Source organism: Amycolatopsis sp. NPDC051903 (assembly GCF_044452505.1).
Taxonomy (GTDB): domain Bacteria; phylum Actinomycetota; class Actinomycetes; order Mycobacteriales; family Pseudonocardiaceae; genus Amycolatopsis.
Window position 1 is genome coordinate 66,341 of record NZ_JBITBT010000002.1, and the last position, 21,182, is coordinate 87,522.

Genomic DNA, 21,182 nt, shown 5'->3' on the forward strand with positions numbered 1-21,182 from the left:
GCAACAAGTCTGCGGGCCGCGTCAGGACGCCGTCAAGGGGTTCGCGCCGATCGGCCACCGCGGATTTTCACGCCGTTGCCCGGGCACGCCGAAGACCCGCGCGCCGGGCGGGGCACGGGTCTCCGGGAGGCCGGGTTACGCCTGCTGGTGGCGGTAGAAGGGCTGCTTGACCGGCGCCAGCGGGGTGTTGCCGAGGATCAGGTCCGCGGACTTCTCGGCAGTCATCATCACCGGCGCGTAGATGTTGCCGTTGGGGATGTAGGGCAGCACGGAAGCGTCGACGACCCGCAGGCCTTCGGTGCCGTGCACGCGCATGCTGCCCGGGTCCACGACCGACTGCTCGTCCACGCCCATCTTCGCCGTGCACGACGGGTGGAGCGCGGTCTCGGCGTCCTTCGCGACCCAGTCGAGGATCTCCTCGTCGGTCTGCACGCCGGGTCCGGGTGAGAGCTCGCCGTCGTTGAACGCGTCGAGCGCGGGCTGGTTGAGGATGGTCCGCGCCACGCGCACCGCCTCGACCCACTCGCGCCGGTCGTTCTCCGTGGACAGGTAGTTGAACCGGATGGCCGGGTGCGTGCGCGGATCCGTGGAGGTGATCTTCACCGAACCCCGCGTGTCGGCGTACATCGGGCCCACGTGGACTTGGTAGCCGTGCCCGCCCGCCGGCACCGACCCGTCGTAGCGGATCGCGACGGGCAGGAAGTGGAACATCAGGTTGGGGTAGGCCACGTCGTCGTTGCTTCGGACGAACCCACCGCCCTCGAAGTGGTTGGTGGCGGCCGGCCCCGACCGCAGGAACAGCCACTGCGCGCCGATCCACGGCCGTTTCCACTTCGCCAGCGAAGGCTGCATCGACACCGGCTGTTTGCACCCGTACTGGATGTAGACCTCGAGGTGGTCCTGCAGGTTCTCCCCGACGCCGGGCAGGTCGCGCACGACGTCAATGCCGAGGCGGGCCAGTTCGCTCGCGTTGCCGATGCCGGACAGCTGCAGCAGCTGCGGCGTGTTGATCGCGCCACCGCACAGGATGATCTCCTTGCCGTACACCTCACCCGGCGCGCCGCGGCCCTGCGCGTACTCGACGCCGATCGCGCGCGTGCCGTCGAAGAGCACCTGCGACACGAAGGCGTGGGTCTTCACCGTGAGGTTCGGCCGGTGCAGCACCGGGTGCAGGTACGCGCGGGCGGCCGAGAGCCGCCGTCCTTTGCGGACGTTGCGGTCGAAGGCGGCGAAGCCCTCCTGCCGGTAGCCGTTCACGTCGTCGGTGCGCGCGTACCCCGCCTGTTCGGCGGCTGCGAAGAACGCTTCGAACAACGGGTTCGTCGCCGGTCCGCGTTCCAGCTCCAGCGGCCCGTCGTGCCCGCGCCAGGTGCCGTCGGGCGCGTCGGCGAGGCAGTTCTCCATGCGCCGGAAGTAGGGCAGGCAGTGCGCGTAGTCCCATTCGGACATACCCGGATCCGCGGCCCAGCGCTCGTAGTCCATCGGGTTGCCGCGCTGGAAGATCATCCCGTTGATGCTGCTGGACCCGCCGAGCACCTTGCCGCGCGCGTGGTAGATCCGGCGCCGGTGCATGTGCGGCTCGGGTTCGCTGCGGTACCCCCAGTCGTAGAACTTGCTGCCGATCGGGAACGTCAGCGCCGCGGGCATGTGGATGAACACGTCCCACTTCGCGTCCGAGCGCCCGGCCTCCAGCACCAGCACGGAGTTCGAGGGGTCGGCCGAGAGGCGGTTCGCGAGCGCGCAGCCCGCGGACCCGCCGCCGACGATGACGAAGTCGTAGGTCTCGGTACTCATGTCTCTCCTTTCCTCAGCCGGCCACGGAACCGGCGGCCGGTTCCTCCGGGCGGTGCTCGGCGCTCGTGTGCGCGGTGGCCCAGTGGCGGCGGCGGACCCACAGCAGGATCCCGCCGGCCACCACGATCAGCGCGGTGATGAGGACCGCGCCCCACTGGAAGTACCAGTGGTCGTCGCCGTACACCTCGGCCCGCGGCCAGATGAGGTTGATCGTCATGCCCAGGCCGTAGAGCACGGCCACGAGGTTCACGAGGGTGCCCCAGCGGCCGAGCTTGAAGTACGGCCCGTGGTCCGGGCGCGGCCAGCGCCCGCGCAGGCGGCGCACCAGCATCGGCCCCGTGACCATCAGGTAGGGGATGTAGAACAGGATGATCGCCGTCGAGGTGAGCACGAAGAACGCGCGCTGGTTGCCGAGGTTGATCAGCAGCACCACCACGGTCAGCCCGCCGGTGAGCAGGGCGGGCACGACCGGCGTCTTCGACCGCGGCGACACCTTCGCCAGCCGCCGGCTGAACGGCAGCCGCCCGTCGCGCGCCATCGCGAACGTCATGCGGATCGCGGCCGTTTGCACCGCGAGGCAGCACACCGTGATGGCAATGGCCGAGCAGATCAGGAACGCGTCGCCGAGCCCGGTGCCCAGCGTGCTCTTGAGCAGGTACGGCATGCCCGAGGTGGACAGCTCGTCGGCGTTGAGGTCGCCCACGGCCATCATGCCGATCAGCATCATCAGCCCGCCGACGACGAACGCCGCCGTGAGTGCGCGGATGATCGCCCGCGGCGCGTGCCGGCGCGGCTGCGTGGTCTCCTCCGCGAGCGAGCCCGCGGTGTCGAAGCCGTAGAACACGTATGCGCTCATCAGCGACGCGACCAGGAACGCCCCGAGGTAGCCGAGCGACTGCCCGTCGCCGGTGCCGTGCGTGTCGAACACGACGCCAGGGCCGCGCTTGATGTGCACCGCGAGCGCGACGATCAGCAGGATGCTCGCGCCGAGTTCCACGGCCACGCCGAAGTTGTTGATCTTCGCCATCAGCTTGACGCCGATGATGTTCACGATCGTCGCGAACACCACGAGCACCAGCGCGAGGATGATCGCGTTCTGCGCGCCGCCGGGGGTGGACGTGAGCCCGGCGTCGGAGTCGCTGCCGACGAGCTGGAACGCCGTCGACACCTGCGGCAGGATGATCTGGTACGCCACCGCGACGGCCGCGGCCGTCACGATGGCGCCGATGATCATGATCCAGCCCGCGAGCCACGAGGTCGCGGGTTTCGCGATCTGCTTGGCCCACTGGTAGACCGAGCCCGCGAGCGGGAACTGCCCGGCCAGCTCGGCGAAGCACAGCGCCACGGCCAGCTGGCCCAGGAAGACCAGCGGCCAGGTCCAGATGAAGGCCGGGCCGCCCGAGCCGAAGCCGAAGAAGAACAGCTGGAACACCCCGGTCATGATCGAGATGTAGCTGAAGCCCGCGGCGAAACTGGAGAACGAGCCGAGCGAGCGCTCGAGCTCCTGGCGGTAGCCGAACTTCGCCAGCTCGGAGCTGTCGGAGTGGTCCCCGCCGGCCGGTTTGGATCGTGTCGTCATGGATTCGTCCTCGTGGTGGGGGTCGGGGGAGCGGCTCAGCCCTTGAACCAGCGCTGCGGAACGGGGTCGATGTTGTGGTAGACGTGTTTCGTCTCGCGGTACTCGGCCAGCCCGGTCGGCCCGAGCTCACGCCCGATCCCGGACCGGCCGAACCCGCCCCACTCCGCCTGCGGCAGGTAGGGGTGGTAGTCGTTGATCCACACCGTGCCGTGGCGCAGCGCCCCGGCGACGCGTTGGGCTCGCCCGGCGTCCGAAGTCCACACGGCGCCCGCGAGCCCGTAGTCCGTGTCGTTGGCGAGGGTGATCGCCTCTTCCTCACCGGTGAACCGCTCGACGGTGACGACGGGCCCGAACACCTCCTCGCGCACCACCGCCATGTCGCGCGTGCAGCCGGAGAACACGGTGGGGCGCAAGAAGAACCCGCGCTGCAGAGCGGGTTCGAGAGGCCGCGCGCCGCCGGCGCGCAGGGTGGCGCCCGCCGCGAGCGCCCCGGCGATGGCCCGCTCGACCTTGGCCCGGTGCTGTTCCGACACGAGCGGGCCGGCCTCGCTGGCGGGGTCGAGCCCGGAGCCGAGCCGGATCCGGTCCGCCCGGGCGGCGATCTCGGCCACGAACCGGTCGTGCACGCCGTCCTGCACGATCAGCCGCGCGCCGGCCGAGCAGACCTGTCCGGAGTGGACGAACGCGGCGGCGAGCGCGTAGTCCAGCGCGGCGTCGAAGTCGGCGTCGTCGAACACCACGTTGGGGTTCTTGCCGCCGAGTTCCAGCGCCACGCGGCGGACCCCGCGCGCGGCCGCGGCCATGATCTTCTCGCCGGTGGCCAGCCCGCCGGTGAAGGAGATCAGGTCCACGCCGGGGTCGGCCACCAGGGCCGCGCCGACGGCACCGGGCCCGAGCAGCAGGTTCACCACCCCGGGCGGCACCCCGGCTTCCTCGGCCAGCGCGACCAGCCGGATGGTGGTGAGCGGGGTGACCTCACTCGGTTTGAGCACCGTCGTGTTGCCCGCGGCCAGCGCCGGGGCGAGTTTCCACGACATCTGCAGCAGCGGGTAGTTCCACGGTGCGATCAGGGCGCACACGCCCACCGGTTCGTGGTCGATCCGGCTGATCGCGCGCGGGTCACCGGTGTCGACCACGCGGCCGGCGTCGTGGGCCGCCAGCGCCGCGTAGTAGCGGAAGACGGCGGTGACGTCGTCCACGTCGATGCGGCCCTCGGCCAGGGTCTTGCCGGTGTCGAGGGTTTCGGTGCGGGCCAGGTCCTCGCGGTCGCGCTGCAGCAACGCGGCGATGCGGGTGAGCAGGTCCGCGCGGTCCTGCGCGGTCGTTCTTCGCCAGGGCCCGCCGTCGAAGGCGCGGCGGGCGGCGGTGACGGCGGTGGCGATCTCGCCGGGTCCCGCGACCGACACGGTGGTGAGCACTTCGCCGTCGGCGGGGTTGAGCACTTCCGAGTGCGCCTCGCCGGCGGCTTCGGTCCAGATTCCGTCGATGTGGAGGTCCTTCATCAGGCCTTTCCCAGCAGCTCGCGGAGCCGGTTGCCACGCTGGGTGTGACGCGCGGCACTTCAAGTGCGTACATTTGTACGCTCAACGTGTACATCTGTCCACAACGAGTTCTCGACGCCCGGCAGGCGTCGTCGGCGCCGTCCCCGCCCGGGGACGTGCGACGATCGCCGGTGCCGGGCGAACGGACGGTCGGCGAAGGGGCTGGTGGTGATGGCGACGAGGGACACCTCCGGGCGCAGGAAGCTGCGGGGCCCGAACGACCCCGAGCGGCGCACGCGGATCGCGAAGGCCGCCATCCAGGTCGTGGCCGAGCGCGGCATCGACGGCCTGACCCACCGCGCGGTCGCCGCGGCGGCCGGCGTGCCGCTCGGTTCGACGACCTACCACTTCGCGACGCTCGACGACCTGCTCGAAGTAGCGCTGCACGAGGCCGCGGCGAACAACGTGCGCGAGCTGCGCGAGTGGGAGCAGCAGCTCGACCCGGGCGCCGACTTCGTCGCGGCCCTCGCCGACCTGGTCATGGGCTACCTCAACGAGCTCTACCCCCACACCGTCGTCGAGTACGACCTCTACGTGGCCGCCCTGCACCGCCCGCGGCTGCGCCCGGCCAGCGCCGCGTGGGACGACGCCCTCATCGGGCTCTTCGGTTCCCGCACCGACCCGCTGACCGGCCGGCTGCTCGCCGGGTTGTTCTGCGGCCTCCTCATGCAGGCGGCCCTCGCCGATCCGCCTCCCGCCCGCCCGGAGATCGAGGCCCTGTTCCGCCGCGCGATCGACGGCCCGCCGGCCTGACCGGCACCGCTGAAAAAATTCCCGCCCCGGACCGGGTGGCACCACCCAGGTCCGGCGAGGCTGCCCGCTGGGCGGAAACCGTGCCCGCGCACCAGCTTCACGTGCGGTGGGGTAATCGGGTGACGCGAAAACCCCGTCCTTGACAGCGTCGGCAGTGGCCCGCATTGTGTTCCGGAGAGAGCAACCCGGCGCGCATTACGCAACTTGATCACCGTGCTGATCATCGTGGTGAAGACCGCGCCCGGCGGCCACCTCCGCACAGTCGTGCCCCACAACTTCCCGCACCGATCGTCCCGCCCCGAGAGGAGCACCGCCGGTGACGACCACCAACCTGCCGCAGAGCCTGCTGCCGACGCTGTCCGGCCGCTACTACACCGACCCGGAGATCTTCGCCCGCGAGCAGGAGCGGATCTTCGAGCACGACTGGTTCTGCGCCGTGCGCAGCGCGGATCTGGCGGCGCCCGGCGCGTTCCGGACCGTGCGGATCGGGCGGGAGAGCGTGCTCGTCGCGCGGGGGCGCGACGGCGCGGTGAACGCGTTCCTCAACGTCTGCCGCCACCGCGGCGCCCGCCTGTGCACCGACGCCGAAGGTCAGGTCAAGCGCGCGTTCCAGTGCAGGTACCACGCTTGGACCTACGGACTCGACGGCAAGCTGATCGCCGCGCCCAACCTCACCGGGATGCCCGACGTCGACCGCACCGAGTACGGCCTCACGCGCCTGGCCGTGCGCGAGTGGCTCGGATACGCGTGGGTCAGCCTGGCCGCGGAACCGCCTTCGTTCGAACAGACGGTGATGGCCGACGTCGCCGATCGCCTCGGGGGCCCGGGGGAGATCGAGGCGTACGGGCTCGACGGGCTCTCCCTCGGGCGGCGCATCGAGTACGACGTGAAGGCGAACTGGAAACAGATCATCGAGAACTTCATGGAGTGCTACCACTGCGCGACGATCCACCCGGAACTCACGGAGGTGCTGCCGGAGTTCGCCGGCGGCTACGCCGCGCAGTACTACGTGGGCCACGGCGCCGAGTTCGGCGCGGACGTCGCCGGGTTCACCGTCGACGGCACGGCGGGGCTCACGCGGCTGCCGGGCGTCGGCGAGCACCAGGACCGCCGCTACTACGCGATCACCGTCCGCCCGCAGGTGTTCGTGAACCTCGTCCCGGACCACGTGATCCTGCACCGGATGTTCCCGCTCGCGCCCGATCGCACGCTGGTGGTGTGCGACTGGCTGTACCTGCCGGAGGTCGTGGAGTCCGGAGTGGACCTCACGCGCTCGGTGGAGCTGTTCCACCGCGTGAACCAGCAGGACTTCGAGGCGTGCGAACGCTGCCAGCTCGCGATGGACTCGCGCTCCTACGCCCGCGGCGGGGTGCTCGTGCCCAGCGAGCACCACATCGGCGCGTTCCACGACTGGGTCCGCGCGCGGATCGGCGAGTAGCCGTTAGATCAGTGCGCGGATCGCGGTTTCGAAGCCGGTCACGTGGTCCAGGGTGAGGTCGGCGGCCTTCTCGGCGTCGCCCTCGATTATCGCCGTGAGCAGGGGCAGGTGCTCGTTCACGTGGCCGGCCAGGCCGCTCAGGCGGGGCAGGAACACGCACCAGATGCGGGTGGCGAGGTTGTCGTAGTGGATGAGGGTGTCTTCGAGGAACGGGTTGTGCACACACCGGTAGATGGCGCGGTGCAGCTCGAGGTCGGTGCGCAGCAGTTCGGTGTTGTCGCCCGGGGCCGGATCGCTCTCGGCGAGCTGCTCGCGCAGCACCGTGAGGCCGGCCCGGTCGGCCTCCGACAAGCGCTCTGCGGCGGCCGCCGTGGCCATCGGCTCCAGCGTGCGGCGCACTTCGGAGATGTGCGCGAGATCGGAGATGTTCACGTCCGTGGCGAACGTGCCGCGGCGCGGGTAGGCGACGACGAGCCGCTCGGTTTCGAGGCGTTTGAGCGCCTCGCGCACGGGGGTGCGCCCCATGCCGAGCGTGCCGCCCAGCCAGTCCTCGTTGATCGGGTCGCCGGGTTTGATGTCCAGCATCACGACGCGGTCGCGGATGAACAGGTACGCCTGCTCGGCGAGTGACGGGCCGCTGACGGGCATCGGGCTGTTGACCGGGGTGCTCACCCGGCCTACTCTACATCGACGATTGATATATCAGAAGTCGACCAGCCAGCGAACGGACGGGAGCAGGCAGGAATGACCGCGACGATCGGGGGAGCGGACGCCGTGCTCGGCCGCTCCCTGCAGGACTTCGACCCGGACGTGGCCGCCGCGATCGGGGCCGAGCTGCACCGGCAGACCTCGACGCTCGAGATGATCGCCAGCGAGAACTTCGCCCCGGAGGCGGTGCTGCAGGCCCAGGGTTCGGTGCTCACCAACAAGTACGCCGAGGGGTACCCCGGCCGGCGCTACTACGGCGGCTGCGAGCACGTCGACGTCATCGAGACGCTGGCCCGCGAACGGGTCAAGGAACTCTTCGGCGCCCGCTTCGCCAACGTGCAGCCCCACTCGGGCGCGCAGGCCAACGCCGCCGCCATGGCCGCCCTCATCAAGCCCGGCGACCGCATCCTCGGCCTGTCGCTGGCCCACGGCGGGCACCTCACACACGGCATGCGGATCAACTTCTCCGGCCTGCTGTACGAGGTTTCCGCCTACGAAGTGTCCGAACAGGACTTCCGGGTGGACCTGGACGAGGTCGCGCGGCTCGCCCGCGAGCACCGCCCGCAGCTCATCATCGCCGGCTGGTCGGCCTACCCGCGGCAGCTGGACTTCGCGCGGTTCCGCGAGATCGCCGACGAGGTCGGCGCCCACCTGCTCGTCGACATGGCCCACTTCGCCGGCCTCGTGGCCGCCGGGCTGCACCCGTCGCCGGTGCCGCACGCGCACGTCACCACGACCACCACGCACAAGACGCTCGGCGGCCCGCGCGGCGGCGTCGTGCTGACCAACGACGCGGAGCTGGCCAAGAAGGTCAACTCCGCGGTGTTCCCGGGCCAGCAGGGCGGGCCGCTGGAGCACGTGATCGCGGCCAAAGCGGTGGCGTTCAAGATGGCCGCCGAACCGGCGTTCGCCGAACGCCAGCAGCGGACGCTGCGCGGCGCGAAGCTGCTGGCCGAGCGTTTGCTGGCCGAAGACACCACGGCGGCCGGGATCTCCGTGCTCACCGGCGGCACCGACGTGCACCTCGTCCTGGCCGACTTGCGCGAGTCCGCTTTGGACGGCAGGCAGGCCGAGGACCGGCTGCACTCCGTGGGCATCACGGTCAACCGCAACGCCGTCCCGTTCGACCCGCGCCCGCCGATGGTCACCTCCGGCATCCGCATCGGCACCCCAGCGCTGGCCACCCGCGGCTTCGGCGACGACGAGTTCCGCGAGGTCGCCGACATCATCGCAAGGACGTTGCTGCCGAGCTTCGACGACACCGTCGCCGAAAAGCTCCGCAGCCGCGTCGCCACCCTCACCGAACGGTTCCCGCTCTACCCCGGATTGGAGGCCCCGCGATGACCCCCGGCGCAGACTTGCCCGAGCACCCGGATTTCCTCTGGGACAACCCGGAACCGAAGCGTTCCTACGACGTCGTCGTGGTCGGGGGCGGCGGCCACGGTCTCGCCACCGCGTACTACCTCGCGAAGGTCCACGGCATCACCGACGTCGCCGTGCTGGAGAAGGGCTGGCTCGCGGGCGGGAACATGGCCCGCAACACGACCATCATCCGGTCCAACTACCTGTGGGACGAGAGCTCCGGCATCTACGAGCACTCGCTCAAACTGTGGGAGGGCCTGGAGGAAGACCTCGGCTACCCGATCCTGTTCAGTCAGCGCGGGGTGCTGAACCTCGCGCACAGCCTGCAGGACGTGCGCGACAGCGTCCGCCGCGTGGAGGCCAACAAGCTCAACGGGATCGACGCCGAGTGGGTGGATCCGGCCGGGGTGAAGGAGCTCTGCCCGATCGTCGACACCTCACCCGACGTCCGCTACCCGGTCCTCGGCGCGACCTACCAGCCGCGCGCGGGGATCGCCAAGCACGACTACGTGGCGTGGGGCTTCGCCCGCGCGGCCGCCGCGCTGGGCGTGGACCTCATCCAGGACTGCGAAGTCACCGGGATCGAGACGACCGGCGGCCGCGTCACCGCGGTCGGGACCACGCGCGGGCGGATCGCGGCGGGCAAGGTCGCGCTGTGCGCCGCCGGGCACTCGTCCGTGGTCGCCCGGCTGGCCGGCTTCGACGTGCCGCTGGTGTCCCACCCGCTGCAGGCGCTCGTGTCGGAGCTGCTCGAACCCGTGCACCCGACTGTGGTCATGTCCAACGCGGTGCACGTGTACGTCTCCCAAGCGCACAAGGGCGAGCTCGTGATGGGCGCCGGCATCGACGCCTACGCCGGTTACGGGCAGCGCGGGTCGTTCCACATCATCGAGGACCAGATGGCCGCGGCGCTCGAGCTGTTCCCGGTGTTCGCGCGGGCGCACCTGCTGCGCACGTGGGCCGGGATCGTCGACGTCACCCCGGACGCGTCGCCCATCGTCGGCCTCACGCCCGTGGAGAACCTCTACGTCAACTGCGGCTGGGGCACCGGGGGCTTCAAGGCCACGCCCGGTGTGGGGGACTGCTTCGCCCACACCGTCGCGAAGGGCGAGCCGCACCCGTACGCCGAACCGTTCACCCTCGACCGGTTCACCACCGGCGCCCTCGTCGACGAGCACGGCGCCGCCGCCGTCGCCCACTAGCCCGGACCAGACCCGAGGAGGTCGAGCCAGTGCAACTCATCCCGTGCCCGTGGTGCGGTCCCCGCGAGGAGACCGAGTTCCACTACGGCGACCAGGCGCACGTCGCCTACCCGCCGGACCCGTCGGCGCTGACCGACGAGGAGTGGGCGAAGTTCGTGTTCTTCCGCGCCAACCCGAAGGGCGAGCTCGCCGAGCGCTGGACGCACAGCGCCGGCTGCCGGCGCTGGTTCAACGCCGTGCGCGACACGAGCACCCACACCCTGCGCGCGGTCTACCGCCTCGACGAGCCGAGGCCGGTGATCCCGTGACCCGGCTGCCCGACCGCGGGCGCGTCGACCGCGGCGCCCCGCTGAAGTTCACCTTCGAGGGCCGGGAGCTCACCGGCTTCCGCGGCGACACGCTGGCGTCGGCGCTGCTGGCGAACGGCATCCACCAGGTCGCGACGAGCATCAAGTACGGCCGCCCGCGGGGCATCTTCGCGGCCGGCGTCGAGGACGCCACCGCGCTGGTGCAGGTGGAGGAGCCGTTTCCCGAGCCGATGCTGTCGGCGACCACCGTCGAGCTGCTCGACGGCCTCGTCGCCCGCGGCCTGCCCGGACAGGGCCGGCTCGCGGCCGAGCCCGACCCGGCCCGCTACGATGCCAAGCACGTGCACTGCGACGTCCTCGTCGTCGGCGCCGGGCCCGCGGGGCTCGCGGCCGCGCGCGAAGCCGAAGGCCGCGTGCTCCTCGTCGACGACCAGCCCGAGCCCGGCGGCTCGCGCCTCGGCACCGGCGAACCGATCGACGCGGTGCCCGAAGGCGTGCGCCACCTGTCGCGCACCACGGCGTTCGGCGTGTACGACGACGGGTTCGTACTCGCGCTGGAGCGCCGCACCGACCACCTCGGCGCCGCCCCCGAACGCATTTCGCGCCAGCGGGTGTGGCGGATCCGCGCGAAGAAGATCGTGCTCGCCACCGGCGCGCACGAACGGCCGGTGGTGTTCCCCGGCAACGACCGGCCCGGCATCCTGCTCGCCGGTGCTGCTCGCACGTACCTGCACCGCTACGGCGTGCTCGCCGGGCAGCGCGCGGTCGTGTTCACCACCAACGACAGCGCCTACGCCGCCGCCTTCGACCTCGCCGACGCCGGCGCGGAGATCGCGGTGATCGCCGACGCACGGCGGACGGTGCCGGCACACCTGGCGGACGCCGCGGCCGCGCGGGGCATCGAGGTCCGTCCCGGCCACGGCGTCCTCGGCACCGCGGGCGGCGACCGCATCACCTCGGCCGTCATCGCGGAACTCGCGGCCGCGCAAGGGGATCGCTTCGCGTGCGACCTGCTGCTCGTGTCCGGCGGCTGGAACCCGGCGGTGCACCTGTTCAGCCAGGCGCGCGGTGCGCTGCGGTTCGCCCCGGAACTCGGCGCGTACGTCCCGGACGGTGACCTCCCGGACGTCCGGATCGTCGGCGCGGCCGCGGGCGATGGACTGCCGGCCGCCGAGATCCTCTGGCAGGTCCCGGCTCCGGAGTCCGCAGTGGACACCCGGTTCGTCGACCTGCAGCGCGACGCCACGGTGTCCGACGTCCTGCGCGCGACCGGCGCCGGCCTGCGGTCACCGGAGCACGTGAAGCGCTACACGACCATCGGCACCGCCCACGAACAGGGCAAGACCTCGGGCCTGCTCGCCGCCGGGATCACGGCGGAGGCGCTCGGCACCGACCTCGCCACGCAGCGACCCACGACGTACCGGCCGCCGTACACGTCCGTGCCGTTCGCGGCGCTCGCCGGCCGCAACCGCGGCGAGCTGCTCGACCCGGCGCGCGTGACGGCGCTGCACCCGTGGCACGTCGCGCACGGCGCGGAGTTCGAGAACGTCGGCCAGTGGAAGCGCCCGTGGTACTACCCGCGGGCCGGTGAGGACCGGGAAACCGCCGTGCTGCGCGAATGCCGGGCCGCGCGCACCGGCGTCGCGCTCATGGACGGGTCGACGCTCGGCAAGATCGACGTGCAGGGCCCGGACGCGCCGGCGTTCCTGGACCTGCTCTACACGAACCTCATGAGCAGCCTCAAGGTCGGCCGCATCCGCTACGGCGTCCTGTGCGGCGTCGACGGCATGGTGATCGACGACGGCACCGTGATCCGCGTGGCCGAGGACCGCTTCCTCGTCACGACGACCACCGGCAACGCGGCCATGGTCCTCGAGTGGATGGAGGAGTGGCTGCAGACCGAGTGGCCGCACCTGCGCGTGTTCGCCACGTCCGTGACCGAGCACTGGGCCACGATCCCGCTCGTCGGCCCGCGTTCGCGGGCGGTGCTCGCCAAGGTGGCGCCCGGCCTCGACGTGACCACCGAGGCGTTCGGGTTCATGACCTGGCGCGACACCGAGGTCGCCGGCATCACGGCCCGCGTGTGCCGGATCAGCTTCTCCGGTGAGCTGGCCTACGAGATCAACGTGCCTTCGTGGTCCGGGATCCCGCTGTGGGAAGCGCTGCTCGAGGCGGGCGCGGAGTACGGGATCACCCCGTACGGCACGGAAACCATGCACGTCCTGCGCGCCGAAAAGGGCTACCCGATCATCGGGCAGGAGACGGACGCGACGGTGACCCCGCAGGACCTCGGCATGAGCTGGGCGGTGTCGAAGAAGAAGCCCGACTTCCTCGGCAAGCGCTCGTTCACCCGCGCCGAGAACCTGCGGCCCGACCGCAAGCAGCTCGTCGGCCTGCTCCCCGAGGATCCGGCCGTGCTGCTGCCCGAAGGCTCCCAGCTCATCGAAACCGGCCACGTGCCCGAGCCGCCCGTGCGGATGCTCGGTCACGTCACGTCGAGCTACCGCAGCGCGGCGCTGGGCCGCACCTTCGCGCTGGCCCTCGTGCGCTCGGGGCGCGAACGCGTGGGCCAGACACTGTACGTCCCGGTCGGCGACGCGGTAGTGCCGGTGACCGTGACCGAATCCGTGCTGTTCGACAAGGAGGGAGCCCGTCGTGACGGTTGACGTGACTCGCCGGGCACCGCTGGCGGACCAGGCGGCGCTGTTCGCCTCGCTCGCGCCCGGGCTCGTCGTGGCGGAGCGGCCGTTCCTGACCCAGCTCACCGTGCGCGTGCGGGAAGGGCACGACGCCGTGGGTGCCGCGCTGGGGGTGCCGCTGCCCGTGCGACCCTGCACGTTCACGTCCGGCACCGGCCCCTTCGGCGCGGTCGACGTGCTGTGGCTCGGTCCGGACGAATGGCTCGTGCTGGGCGGTCCCGGCGTCGCGGAGCCGGCGGAGACGGCGCTGCGCGAGGCGATCGGTCTCGGCGCGGTGACCGACACGTCGGCGCAGCGCACCACGGTGCACCTCGCCGGCCCGGCGGTGCGCGACGTGCTCGCCCACGGCTGCGCGATCGACCTGGACCCGGCCGTGTCACCGCCGGGCACGTGCGTGCAGACGTTGCTGGCCCGCACCGGCATCGTCCTGCTCGTGCGCGAGCACGACGAGTTCACCGTGCTGGTGCGCCAGTCCTTCGCCCCGTACTTCGCCGCGTGGCTCGCCGACGCGGCGGCCGAGTACACCGAGGAGCGACCGTGACCTTCACGCTGACCCTCAAGTGCCCTGAACGCGCGGGCATCGTCCACGCCGTCACCACGTTCCTGCTGGAGCGCGGGTGCGACATCGTCGAGCACCAGCAGTTCGACGACGACGTGCGCGGCTCGCTGTTCCTGCGCACGTCCTTCGCCTGTTCCGTACCGGCCACCGTGGACGATCTGCGCCGGGCGTTCGTTCCGGTGGCCGGCGACTTCGGCATGGAGTTCGAGTTCGCCGACGGCACCCCGCCGCGGGTGCTGGTGATGGTGTCGAAGTTCGGGCACTGCCTCAACGACCTGCTCTTCCGGTGGCGCGCCGGCGGCCTCGGCGCCGAGCTCGCGCTCGTGGTCTCCAACCACGAGGACCTGCGCCCCATGGCCGAGGCCGCCGCAGTGCCGTTCGAGCACGTGCCGGTGACTCCCGCGACGAAGGCGGGCGCCGAGCAGCGGCTGCTGGACCTGATGTGGGAACACGAGATCGACCTCGTCGTGCTCGCCCGCTACATGCAGGTGCTCTCGGACGAGCTGTGCGGCAAGCTCGACGGCCGCGCGATCAACATCCACCACTCGTTCCTGCCCGGTTTCAAGGGCGCCAAGCCGTACCACCAGGCCTACGACCGGGGCGTGAAGTACGTCGGCGCGACCGCGCACTACGTCACCCCCGCCCTCGACGAGGGCCCGATCATCGAGCAGGAGGTGCAGCGCGTGGACCACACGTACTCGCCCCGCGAGCTCGTGACCGTCGGCCGCGACGCCGAAGCGCTCGCCCTGTCCCGCGCGGTCCGCTGGCACTGCGAACGCCGCGTCCTGCTCAACGGCAACAGCACCGTCGTCTTCCGGTAATCCGTCTGCCCCTGGAGTTCTGTCATGACCCGAGTCGTGATCATCGGCGCCGGCATCGTGGGCGCCAACCTCGCCGACGAGCTCACCGCCCGCGGCTGGACCGACGTCACCGTGCTCGACCAGGGCCCGCTGCCGCTCACCGGCGGGTCCACTTCGCACGCTCCCGGCCTCGTCTTCCAGACCAACCCGTCGAAGACGATGACGGAGTTCGCCACCTACACCGTCGAGAAGTTCAGCGGCCTGGAGGTCGACGGGCTGCCGTGCTTCAACCAGGTGGGCGGCATGGAGGTCGCCGGCACGCCGGCGCGCTGGCAGGACCTGCACCGCAAACAGGGCTGGGCCACCTCGTGGGGCGTCGAAGCGCACCTGATCGACGTCGACGAGTGCGTGCGCCGCTGGCCGCTGCTCGACGGGTCGAAGATCTTCGGCGCGCTGTACGTGCCGACCGACGGGCTCGCCAAGGCCTCCCGCGCCGTCGTCGCGCTGGCCCGCCGCGCCGAGTCGCGCGGTGCGCGGTTCGTCGGCTCGACGAAGGTGACCGGTCTCAAGCAGGCCGGCGGTCGCGTGACCGGCGTCGAGACCGACCAGGGCGAGTTCGCGGCGGACGTCGTGGTGTCCTGTGCCGGGTTCTGGGGTCGTGAGCTGGGCGCGCTGGCGGGGATGAGCGTGCCGCTGCTGCCGCTGGCGCACCAGTACGCCAAGACCGGCCGGGTCGCCGAGCTCGCGGGCCGCGCCACCGAGGCGACGGAAGCGAGCCTGCCGATCCTGCGCCACCAGGACCAGGACCTCTACTTCCGCGAGCACGCCGACCGGCTCGGCATCGGTTCGTACGCGCACCGGCCCATGCCCGCGGAACCGGCCACAGTGGACGGTGACGTCACCGAATCGGCGATGCCCTCGATGCTCCCGTTCACCGAGGAGGACTTCGCGCCGTCGTGGGAGGAGAGCAAGCTGCTGCTGCCCGCGCTCGGCCGGACCAAGGTCGAGGAGGGCTTCAACGGCATCTTCTCCTTCACCCCCGACGGCGGCTCGCTGGTGGGGGAGTCGGAGCACGTGCGCGGGTTCTGGATCGCCGAGGCGGTGTGGGTGACGCACTCGGCGGGCATCGCGAAGGCCGTCGCCGAACTGCTCGTGCACGGCCGCAGCGACACCGACCTGCACGAGGTCGACGTCCACCGGTTCGAGCACGTGCAGCTCGCGCCCGAGTACGTCAGCGAGACCGCGCAGCAGAGCTTCGTGGAGATCTACGACGTGCTGCACCCGCTGCAGCCCAAGCTCTCGCCGCGCGACCTGCGCGTGAGCCCGTTCCACGTCCGCCAGCGCGAGCTGGGCGCGGTGTTCCTGGAGGCGGGCGGCTGGGAACGCCCGCACTGGTTCGAGGCCAACGCGCCACTGGTGAAGCAGCTGCCGCACGAGTACCTGCCGCCGGCGCGCGACGCGTGGGCCGGCCAGTTCCACTCGCCGATCGTGGCGGCCGAGGCGTGGCACACGCGCAACGGCGTGGCGCTCTACGACATGACGCCGCTCAAACGCGTCGAGATCTGCGGGCCCGGGGCGCTGGAGTTCCTGCAGGGACTGACGACCAACCAGCTCGACAAGTCCGTCGGCTCGGTGACCTACACGCTGCTGCTCGACGACGCGGGCGGCGTGCGCAGTGACATCACGGTGGCACGGCTGGAGCCGGACGTGTTCCAGGTCGGGATCAACGGCCCGATCGACGTCGCGTACTTCACCGCCTTGCGCCCGGCGGACGTGCGCGTCCGCGACATCACCGGCGGGACGTGCTGCGTCGGCGTGTGGGGACCGCTCGCCCGCGACCTCGTGCAGCCGCTGTCGGCGGAGGACTTCTCGCACACCGGGCTGAAGTACTTCCGCGCGCGCCCGGCGCGGATCGCCGGCGTGCCGGTCACGGCGATGCGGCTGTCCTACGTGGGCGAGCTCGGCTGGGAGATCTACACTTCGGCGGACAACGGGCTGCGGCTGTGGGACGAGTTGTGGGCCGCCGGGCAGGAGCTCGGCGTGATCGCGGCCGGCCGCGCGGCGTTCAACAGCCTGCGGCTCGAGAAGGGCTACCGGCTGTGGGGCACGGACATGACGACCGAGCACGACCCGTACGAAGCCGGCGTCGGGTTCGCCGTGCGCCTGGCGAAGGGTCCGTTCGCGGGCCGGGACGCGATCGAGGGACGCAGCGAGGAGACAGCGCCGCGGCGGCTGCGGTGCCTCACGGTCGACGACGGCCGCACCGTGGTGCTGGGCAAGGAACCGGTGTTCGTCGACGGCGCACCGGCGGGGTACGTGACGAGCGCGGCGTACGGCTACACCGTGCACCGGCCGATCGCGTACGCGTGGCTGCGCGGTGCGGTCGGGATCGGCGACGCGGTGGAGATCGAGTACTTCGGCCGGCGGGTGGCGGCGACGGTGGCCGCCGAACCGCTCGTCGACCCGGGCATGGAGCGGATCCGGCGCTGAAGGGAGTGCGGTCGTGCGCGACCAGATCACCGCGCTGGCACTGGCCCAGGCGGCGGAGCTGCCGGCCCGCACGGGTGACGGCGCGCCGGGCGGCTGGCTGCACGGGCTGCGGCTCGCCGAGCAGGACGCGCTGGCGGTGCGGCTGGAGGCCCGCGGCGGTGCGGCGCCGGCGGCGTGCCTGCCTTCGGCGGAGGTGATCACCGCGGCCGACGGGCTGCTGAAGCTGGCCGAGCGGCGGCTGGTCGAAGGCAGATCGTTGCTGGACGTGGCAGCCGCGGCGGAGGCGGTGCGGTCGGCGGTGGTGACGGCGCGCGTGGCGATCGAGGCGCGGCTGACCGGCGTGCCGGGCGACGAGCTGCCGGCAGTGCTGCCGGCCGTCGCCTCGGTGGACGGGCTCGCCGAACGGGCCTCGCTGATCACGGAGGCGGTGCGGAGCGAAGCGGCAGTGGCTTAGCTAACTAACTGGTTGGTTGACGACTGGGCCGGATCGGTGTCTGATGGAGAGCACAGGAACGAACTCCGGAAGGCACCCATGACCAAGACCTGGCTCATCACCGGCAGCTCCCGCGGCTTCGGCCGGGAGCTGGCCCGGGCGGTCCTCCAGCACGGGGACCGGCTCGTCGCCACCGCTCGCGACCCGGAACAGCTCGGCGACCTCGTGGCCGAGTTCGGCGAACGCGTGCGCGCCATCGCCCTCGACGTCACCGACCCGGCGGCGGCCCGCGCGGCCGTGCAGGCGGCGGTCGACGCGTTCGGCAGGCTCGACGTCGTCGTCAACAACGCGGGTTACGCGAACTCCGCCCCCATCGAAGAGATGCCCGACGACGACTTCCGCGCCCAGATCGACGCGAACTTCTACGGCGTCGTCAACGTCACCAAGGCCGCGCTGCCGGTCCTGCGCGCCCAGAGTTCGGGCCACCTCGTGCAGTTCTCCTCCATTGGCGGCCGCGTCGGCGGCTCGCCCGGGATGGGCGCGTACCAGGCCGCGAAGTTCGCGGTCGAGGGCTTCTCGGAGGTGCTCGCCAACGAGGTGGCCGCCTTCGGGGTGAAGGTGCTCATCATCGAGCCCGGCGCGTTCCGCACCGACTGGGCCGGCTCGTCCATGCGCGTCGACGCGGTCGGCGCCGACTACGAGGAGTCCGTCGGCGCGATGAACCGCCGCCGCGAAGACTCCGCCACGTGGCCCGGCGATCCCGCCCGCGCGGCGAAGATCATCCTCGACGTCGTCGACCACGCCGACCCGCCCCGCCGCCTCATCCTCGGTGCCGCGGCCGTCGACCTGGCCGCCCGCTCGTCGGCCGAACGCGCCGCGGAAGCCGAGAAGTGGGCCGACGTGAGCCGCTCGGCCGACTTCCCGCCGGGGGAGTGACGCCGGTTCGCCGGACCCGGCGCAGCGAGGCGGGGCACTAGCATCGGGTGCATGTGCGAACGTGCCGGGCTGCCCCGGTGAGGGCCTTCGTGATCACCGGGCCCGGAGAGGCCGCGGTGGCTGACGTGCCGGAGCCCGTGGCCGGGATCGGTGAGGTCGTGGTGGCCGTGGAGCGCGCCGGGGTGTGCGGCACCGACTTCGAGTTCTTCACCGGCGAGATGCACTACCTCGCCGACGGCCAGGCCCGGTACCCGATGCGGATCGGCCACGAGTGGTGCGGCACGGTCGTCGGGACGGGCGAGGGTGTGCACCCCGCGTGGGCCGGGCGGCGGGTCGCCGGTGACACGATGCTCGGGTGCGGCCACTGCCGCCGCTGCCGCGGCGGGCACCAGCACGTGTGCGCCGACCGGCAGGAGGTCGGGATCCGCGGCGGGCGGGCCGGGGCGCTCGCGGAGCGGATCGCCGTGCCGGTGACCTCGCTGCACGAGCTGCCGCCGCACGTCGACGCGGTGGCCGGGGCGCTGGTGGAACCGGGCGGCAACGCGCTGCGGGCGGCGTGGGCCGCGCTGGGCGAGCAGTCCGGGAAGAACGCCGGCACGTGCGTCGTGGTCTACGGGCCCGGCACGATCGGGCTGCTCACCGCGATGTTCCTGCGGGCGGCGGGCGCGGAGGTCCACCTGGTCGGCGCGACGGACGCTTCGATCGCCTTCGCGCGGGACCTCGGTTTCGCCGCCGCGCTCCAGCCGCCGGCGTCACCGGTCGACGCGGTCGTCGACGCGACGAGCGATCCGGCCGTCCCGGCGGCCGCGCTCGACCTCGTCGAACCGTCCGGGCGCATCGTCTACATCGGACTCGCGGGTGAATCCAGCGCCGTCGACACCCGGCAGCTGGCGTTGAAGGACGTGACAGCGGTGGGAATCCTGAGCGCCTCGCCCGGGCTCGAAGCGGTCATCGACAGCTATTCGGCCGGCGACGTCGACCCGCGGCCGATCGTCGCGGCGACCGTCGGCCTCGGCGGTGTGGCCGACGTGTTCGCCGGGCGCCGCCCGCCCGGTGCCGGCCCGAAGATCCTGGTCGACCCCAACCGGTGAAGGCCGGTCCGTGGGAGCGGGTCGGGGGACCGCGCCCACGGACCGGGGTCAGGTGAGGTACTCCGCGGCCGCCCGCAGGCTCACGTACGAACCGCTGAACGTGTCGATGCGCGGCCCCGGGCCCGAATCCGGGCCGGGAGCGCCAGTTTCGACGCGGATGAAGTCCACATCGGACAGTTCGGCGAGGAACGCGAGCACCTCCGGGTGCCGGTGCGCCTCGCGCGTCACCACGACCACGCTCGCGAAGCCGCGGGCTTCGGCCCGCACCGCCGCGGCGTCGGCGGGGGACACCACCAGCGCCCGCGTGCCCGGCACCAGTTCCGTCAGGTGGGGGCCGAGACCCCACGGCATCGGCCCCGCCGCGATCGTCGGGTCGGTGCGCACGTCGACCACCAGCGGCGGCCCGGCCAGCCGCGGCTCGCCCTGGATCCGCAGCGCGGCGCGCGCCGCCTCCAGCCCGAGGCGGTGGTCGACGGGCCGCAGTTCCGCAGGTGTCGGCGAAGTGCCCAGGGCCGCCGTCCGCGCGGCCGCCTCGGCGAGCCGGTCCGCCGGCAGCGTCCCGTCGGACACCGCCGCCACGACGGTCGCCGTGATGCGGTCCAGCGTGTCCGCTTCGAAGGCGGCGCCGCCGATGCAGAGCGCGTCCGCGCCGGCCGCCAAGGCGCGTACCGCCGCCGCGCCGAGGCCGTCGTGCCGGCCGTAGACGCCCGACACCGCGCCCATCTCGAGCGCGTCGGTGATCACCGCGCCGGTGAACCCGAGCTCACCGCGCAGCACGTCGGTCAGCGCCGTGCGGTTGAGCGTCGCCGGTTCGTCGCCCCAGGCCGGCACCACGAGGTGGCCCGACATGATCGAGCGCACGCCCGCGGAGATCGCCGCCGCGAAGGGCACCAGTTCGATTTCCCGCAGCTCCTGCGGCGTCCGCGGCAGCACGGGCAGCGCCACGTGCGAATCCTCCGTCGCCGCGCCGTGTCCGGGGAAGTGCTTGGCGCACGCGGCGACGCCGTACTTCTGCAACCCCGTCACGTACGCCGCCACGTGCGGTGAGGCCCGCACCGGGTCCGAACCGAACGCCCGCACCCCGATGATCGGGTCCTCCGGCGCCAGCGTCAGGTCCGCGCACGGCGCCAGGTTCACCGTCACGCCGCACGCGGCCAGCCGTTCGCCGAGCGCCGCCGCGACCGCGGTGGTGAGCTCCGGGTCGTCGGCCGCGCCCAGCGCGAGCGGGCCGGGCACGAACGACCCGGTGGCCACGTCCAGCCGCGTGACGTCGCCGCCTTCCTCGTCGATCCCGACGACGACGTCGTCGCGTTCGGCGCGCAGCGCGGCGGTCAGCGCCGCCACCTGCTCGTCGTCCACGACGTTGCGGCCGAACAGGATCACCCCGCCGAGGCCGTCGCCGAGCCGGCGGCGCAGCCAGCCGGGCGCGGTCGTGCCCGCGAACCCGGGCAGCAGCACGGCTTCGGCGAGGCGCCGCAGGTCAGTCACG

17 protein-coding genes are annotated in these 21,182 nt (G+C 72.1%); 12 read left to right on the top strand and 5 right to left on the bottom strand.

Annotated features, from left to right (window positions below):
* Positions 1-135 precede the first annotated feature (135 nt).
* The 3 genes from betA to ACIA77_RS04605 are packed head-to-tail and all read right to left on the bottom strand — an operon-like array spanning position 136 to position 4,875.
* Positions 136-1,794 carry a choline dehydrogenase gene (gene betA, locus ACIA77_RS04595; protein WP_395884403.1) on the bottom strand — a complete coding sequence of 553 codons (1,659 nt, stop codon included), beginning with the start codon at positions 1,792-1,794 and terminating at the stop codon, positions 136-138.
* Positions 1,795-1,807: 13 nt separating this feature from the next.
* A complete protein-coding gene (locus ACIA77_RS04600) occupies positions 1,808-3,373 on the bottom strand; it encodes an amino acid permease (RefSeq protein ID WP_395884404.1) in 1,566 nt (521 codons plus the stop codon).
* A 35-nt stretch (positions 3,374-3,408) separates the two neighbouring features.
* Positions 3,409-4,875, bottom strand: coding sequence for an aldehyde dehydrogenase family protein (locus tag ACIA77_RS04605; RefSeq protein WP_395884405.1), 1,467 nt, complete (start codon positions 4,873-4,875; stop codon positions 3,409-3,411).
* 210 nt (positions 4,876-5,085) lie between these two features.
* Between ACIA77_RS04605 and ACIA77_RS04610 the strand changes: the two genes are divergently transcribed.
* Together ACIA77_RS04610 and ACIA77_RS04615 are read left to right on the top strand one after the other, a co-directional pair.
* Entirely contained in the window at positions 5,086-5,667 is a 582-nt protein-coding gene (locus tag ACIA77_RS04610; protein ID WP_395884406.1) for a TetR/AcrR family transcriptional regulator, read from the top strand.
* 316 nt (positions 5,668-5,983) lie between these two features.
* Positions 5,984-7,105, top strand: a complete 1,122-nt coding sequence (locus ACIA77_RS04615) for an aromatic ring-hydroxylating dioxygenase subunit alpha (RefSeq protein ID WP_395884407.1) — start codon at positions 5,984-5,986, stop codon at positions 7,103-7,105.
* A 3-nt stretch (positions 7,106-7,108) separates the two neighbouring features.
* Here ACIA77_RS04615 and ACIA77_RS04620 read toward each other — a convergent pair whose 3' ends face one another.
* Positions 7,109-7,753 carry a GntR family transcriptional regulator gene (locus ACIA77_RS04620; protein ID WP_395884980.1) on the bottom strand — a complete coding sequence of 215 codons (645 nt, stop codon included), beginning with the start codon at positions 7,751-7,753 and terminating at the stop codon, positions 7,109-7,111.
* Positions 7,754-7,849: 96 nt separating this feature from the next.
* On the opposite strand from ACIA77_RS04620, the gene glyA reads away from it, so the two are divergent.
* The 10 genes from glyA (at position 7,850) to ACIA77_RS04670 (ending at position 19,693) form a co-directional block, all read left to right on the top strand.
* Positions 7,850-9,157 carry a serine hydroxymethyltransferase gene (gene glyA / locus ACIA77_RS04625; protein WP_395884408.1) on the top strand — a complete coding sequence of 436 codons (1,308 nt, stop codon included), beginning with the start codon at positions 7,850-7,852 and terminating at the stop codon, positions 9,155-9,157.
* On the top strand, positions 9,154-10,377 hold the full coding sequence (locus tag ACIA77_RS04630) for a sarcosine oxidase subunit beta family protein (protein WP_395884409.1): 1,224 nt from the start codon (positions 9,154-9,156) through the stop codon (positions 10,375-10,377). The genes glyA and ACIA77_RS04630 overlap by 4 nt, the downstream gene beginning before the upstream one ends.
* Positions 10,378-10,406: 29 nt before the next feature.
* Positions 10,407-10,685: a sarcosine oxidase subunit delta gene (locus tag ACIA77_RS04635; protein WP_395884410.1), complete on the top strand. Its 279-nt coding sequence runs from the start codon at positions 10,407-10,409 to the stop codon at positions 10,683-10,685.
* Complete coding sequence (locus tag ACIA77_RS04640) at positions 10,682-13,351, top strand: 2Fe-2S iron-sulfur cluster-binding protein (protein WP_395884411.1); 2,670 nt, start codon at positions 10,682-10,684, stop codon at positions 13,349-13,351. Before ACIA77_RS04635 ends, ACIA77_RS04640 begins: the two co-directional genes overlap by 4 nt.
* Positions 13,341-13,925, top strand: a complete 585-nt coding sequence (locus ACIA77_RS04645) for a sarcosine oxidase subunit gamma (protein ID WP_395884412.1) — start codon at positions 13,341-13,343, stop codon at positions 13,923-13,925. The genes ACIA77_RS04640 and ACIA77_RS04645 overlap by 11 nt, the downstream gene beginning before the upstream one ends.
* Positions 13,922-14,764 (top strand): formyltetrahydrofolate deformylase, encoded by an 843-nt coding sequence (purU, locus tag ACIA77_RS04650; protein WP_395884413.1) that lies wholly within the window; start codon positions 13,922-13,924, stop codon positions 14,762-14,764. Before ACIA77_RS04645 ends, purU begins: the two co-directional genes overlap by 4 nt.
* 24 nt (positions 14,765-14,788) lie before the next feature.
* Positions 14,789-17,233, top strand: coding sequence for an FAD-dependent oxidoreductase (locus tag ACIA77_RS04655; protein WP_395884414.1), 2,445 nt, complete (start codon positions 14,789-14,791; stop codon positions 17,231-17,233).
* 13 nt (positions 17,234-17,246) lie between these two features.
* On the top strand, positions 17,247-17,687 hold the full coding sequence (locus ACIA77_RS04660; protein WP_395884415.1) for a hypothetical protein: 441 nt from the start codon (positions 17,247-17,249) through the stop codon (positions 17,685-17,687).
* A 78-nt stretch (positions 17,688-17,765) separates the two neighbouring features.
* Positions 17,766-18,602 (top strand): oxidoreductase, encoded by an 837-nt coding sequence (locus tag ACIA77_RS04665; RefSeq protein ID WP_395884416.1) that lies wholly within the window; start codon positions 17,766-17,768, stop codon positions 18,600-18,602.
* Between the two features lie 116 nt (positions 18,603-18,718).
* Positions 18,719-19,693, top strand: a complete 975-nt coding sequence (locus ACIA77_RS04670) for a zinc-binding dehydrogenase (RefSeq protein WP_395884417.1) — start codon at positions 18,719-18,721, stop codon at positions 19,691-19,693.
* Positions 19,694-19,741: 48 nt separating this feature from the next.
* Here the strand turns inward: ACIA77_RS04670 and ACIA77_RS04675 are convergent, their stop codons facing one another.
* Complete coding sequence (locus ACIA77_RS04675; RefSeq protein WP_395884418.1) at positions 19,742-21,181, bottom strand: glycoside hydrolase family 3 protein; 1,440 nt, start codon at positions 21,179-21,181, stop codon at positions 19,742-19,744.
* Position 21,182 lies beyond the last annotated feature (1 nt).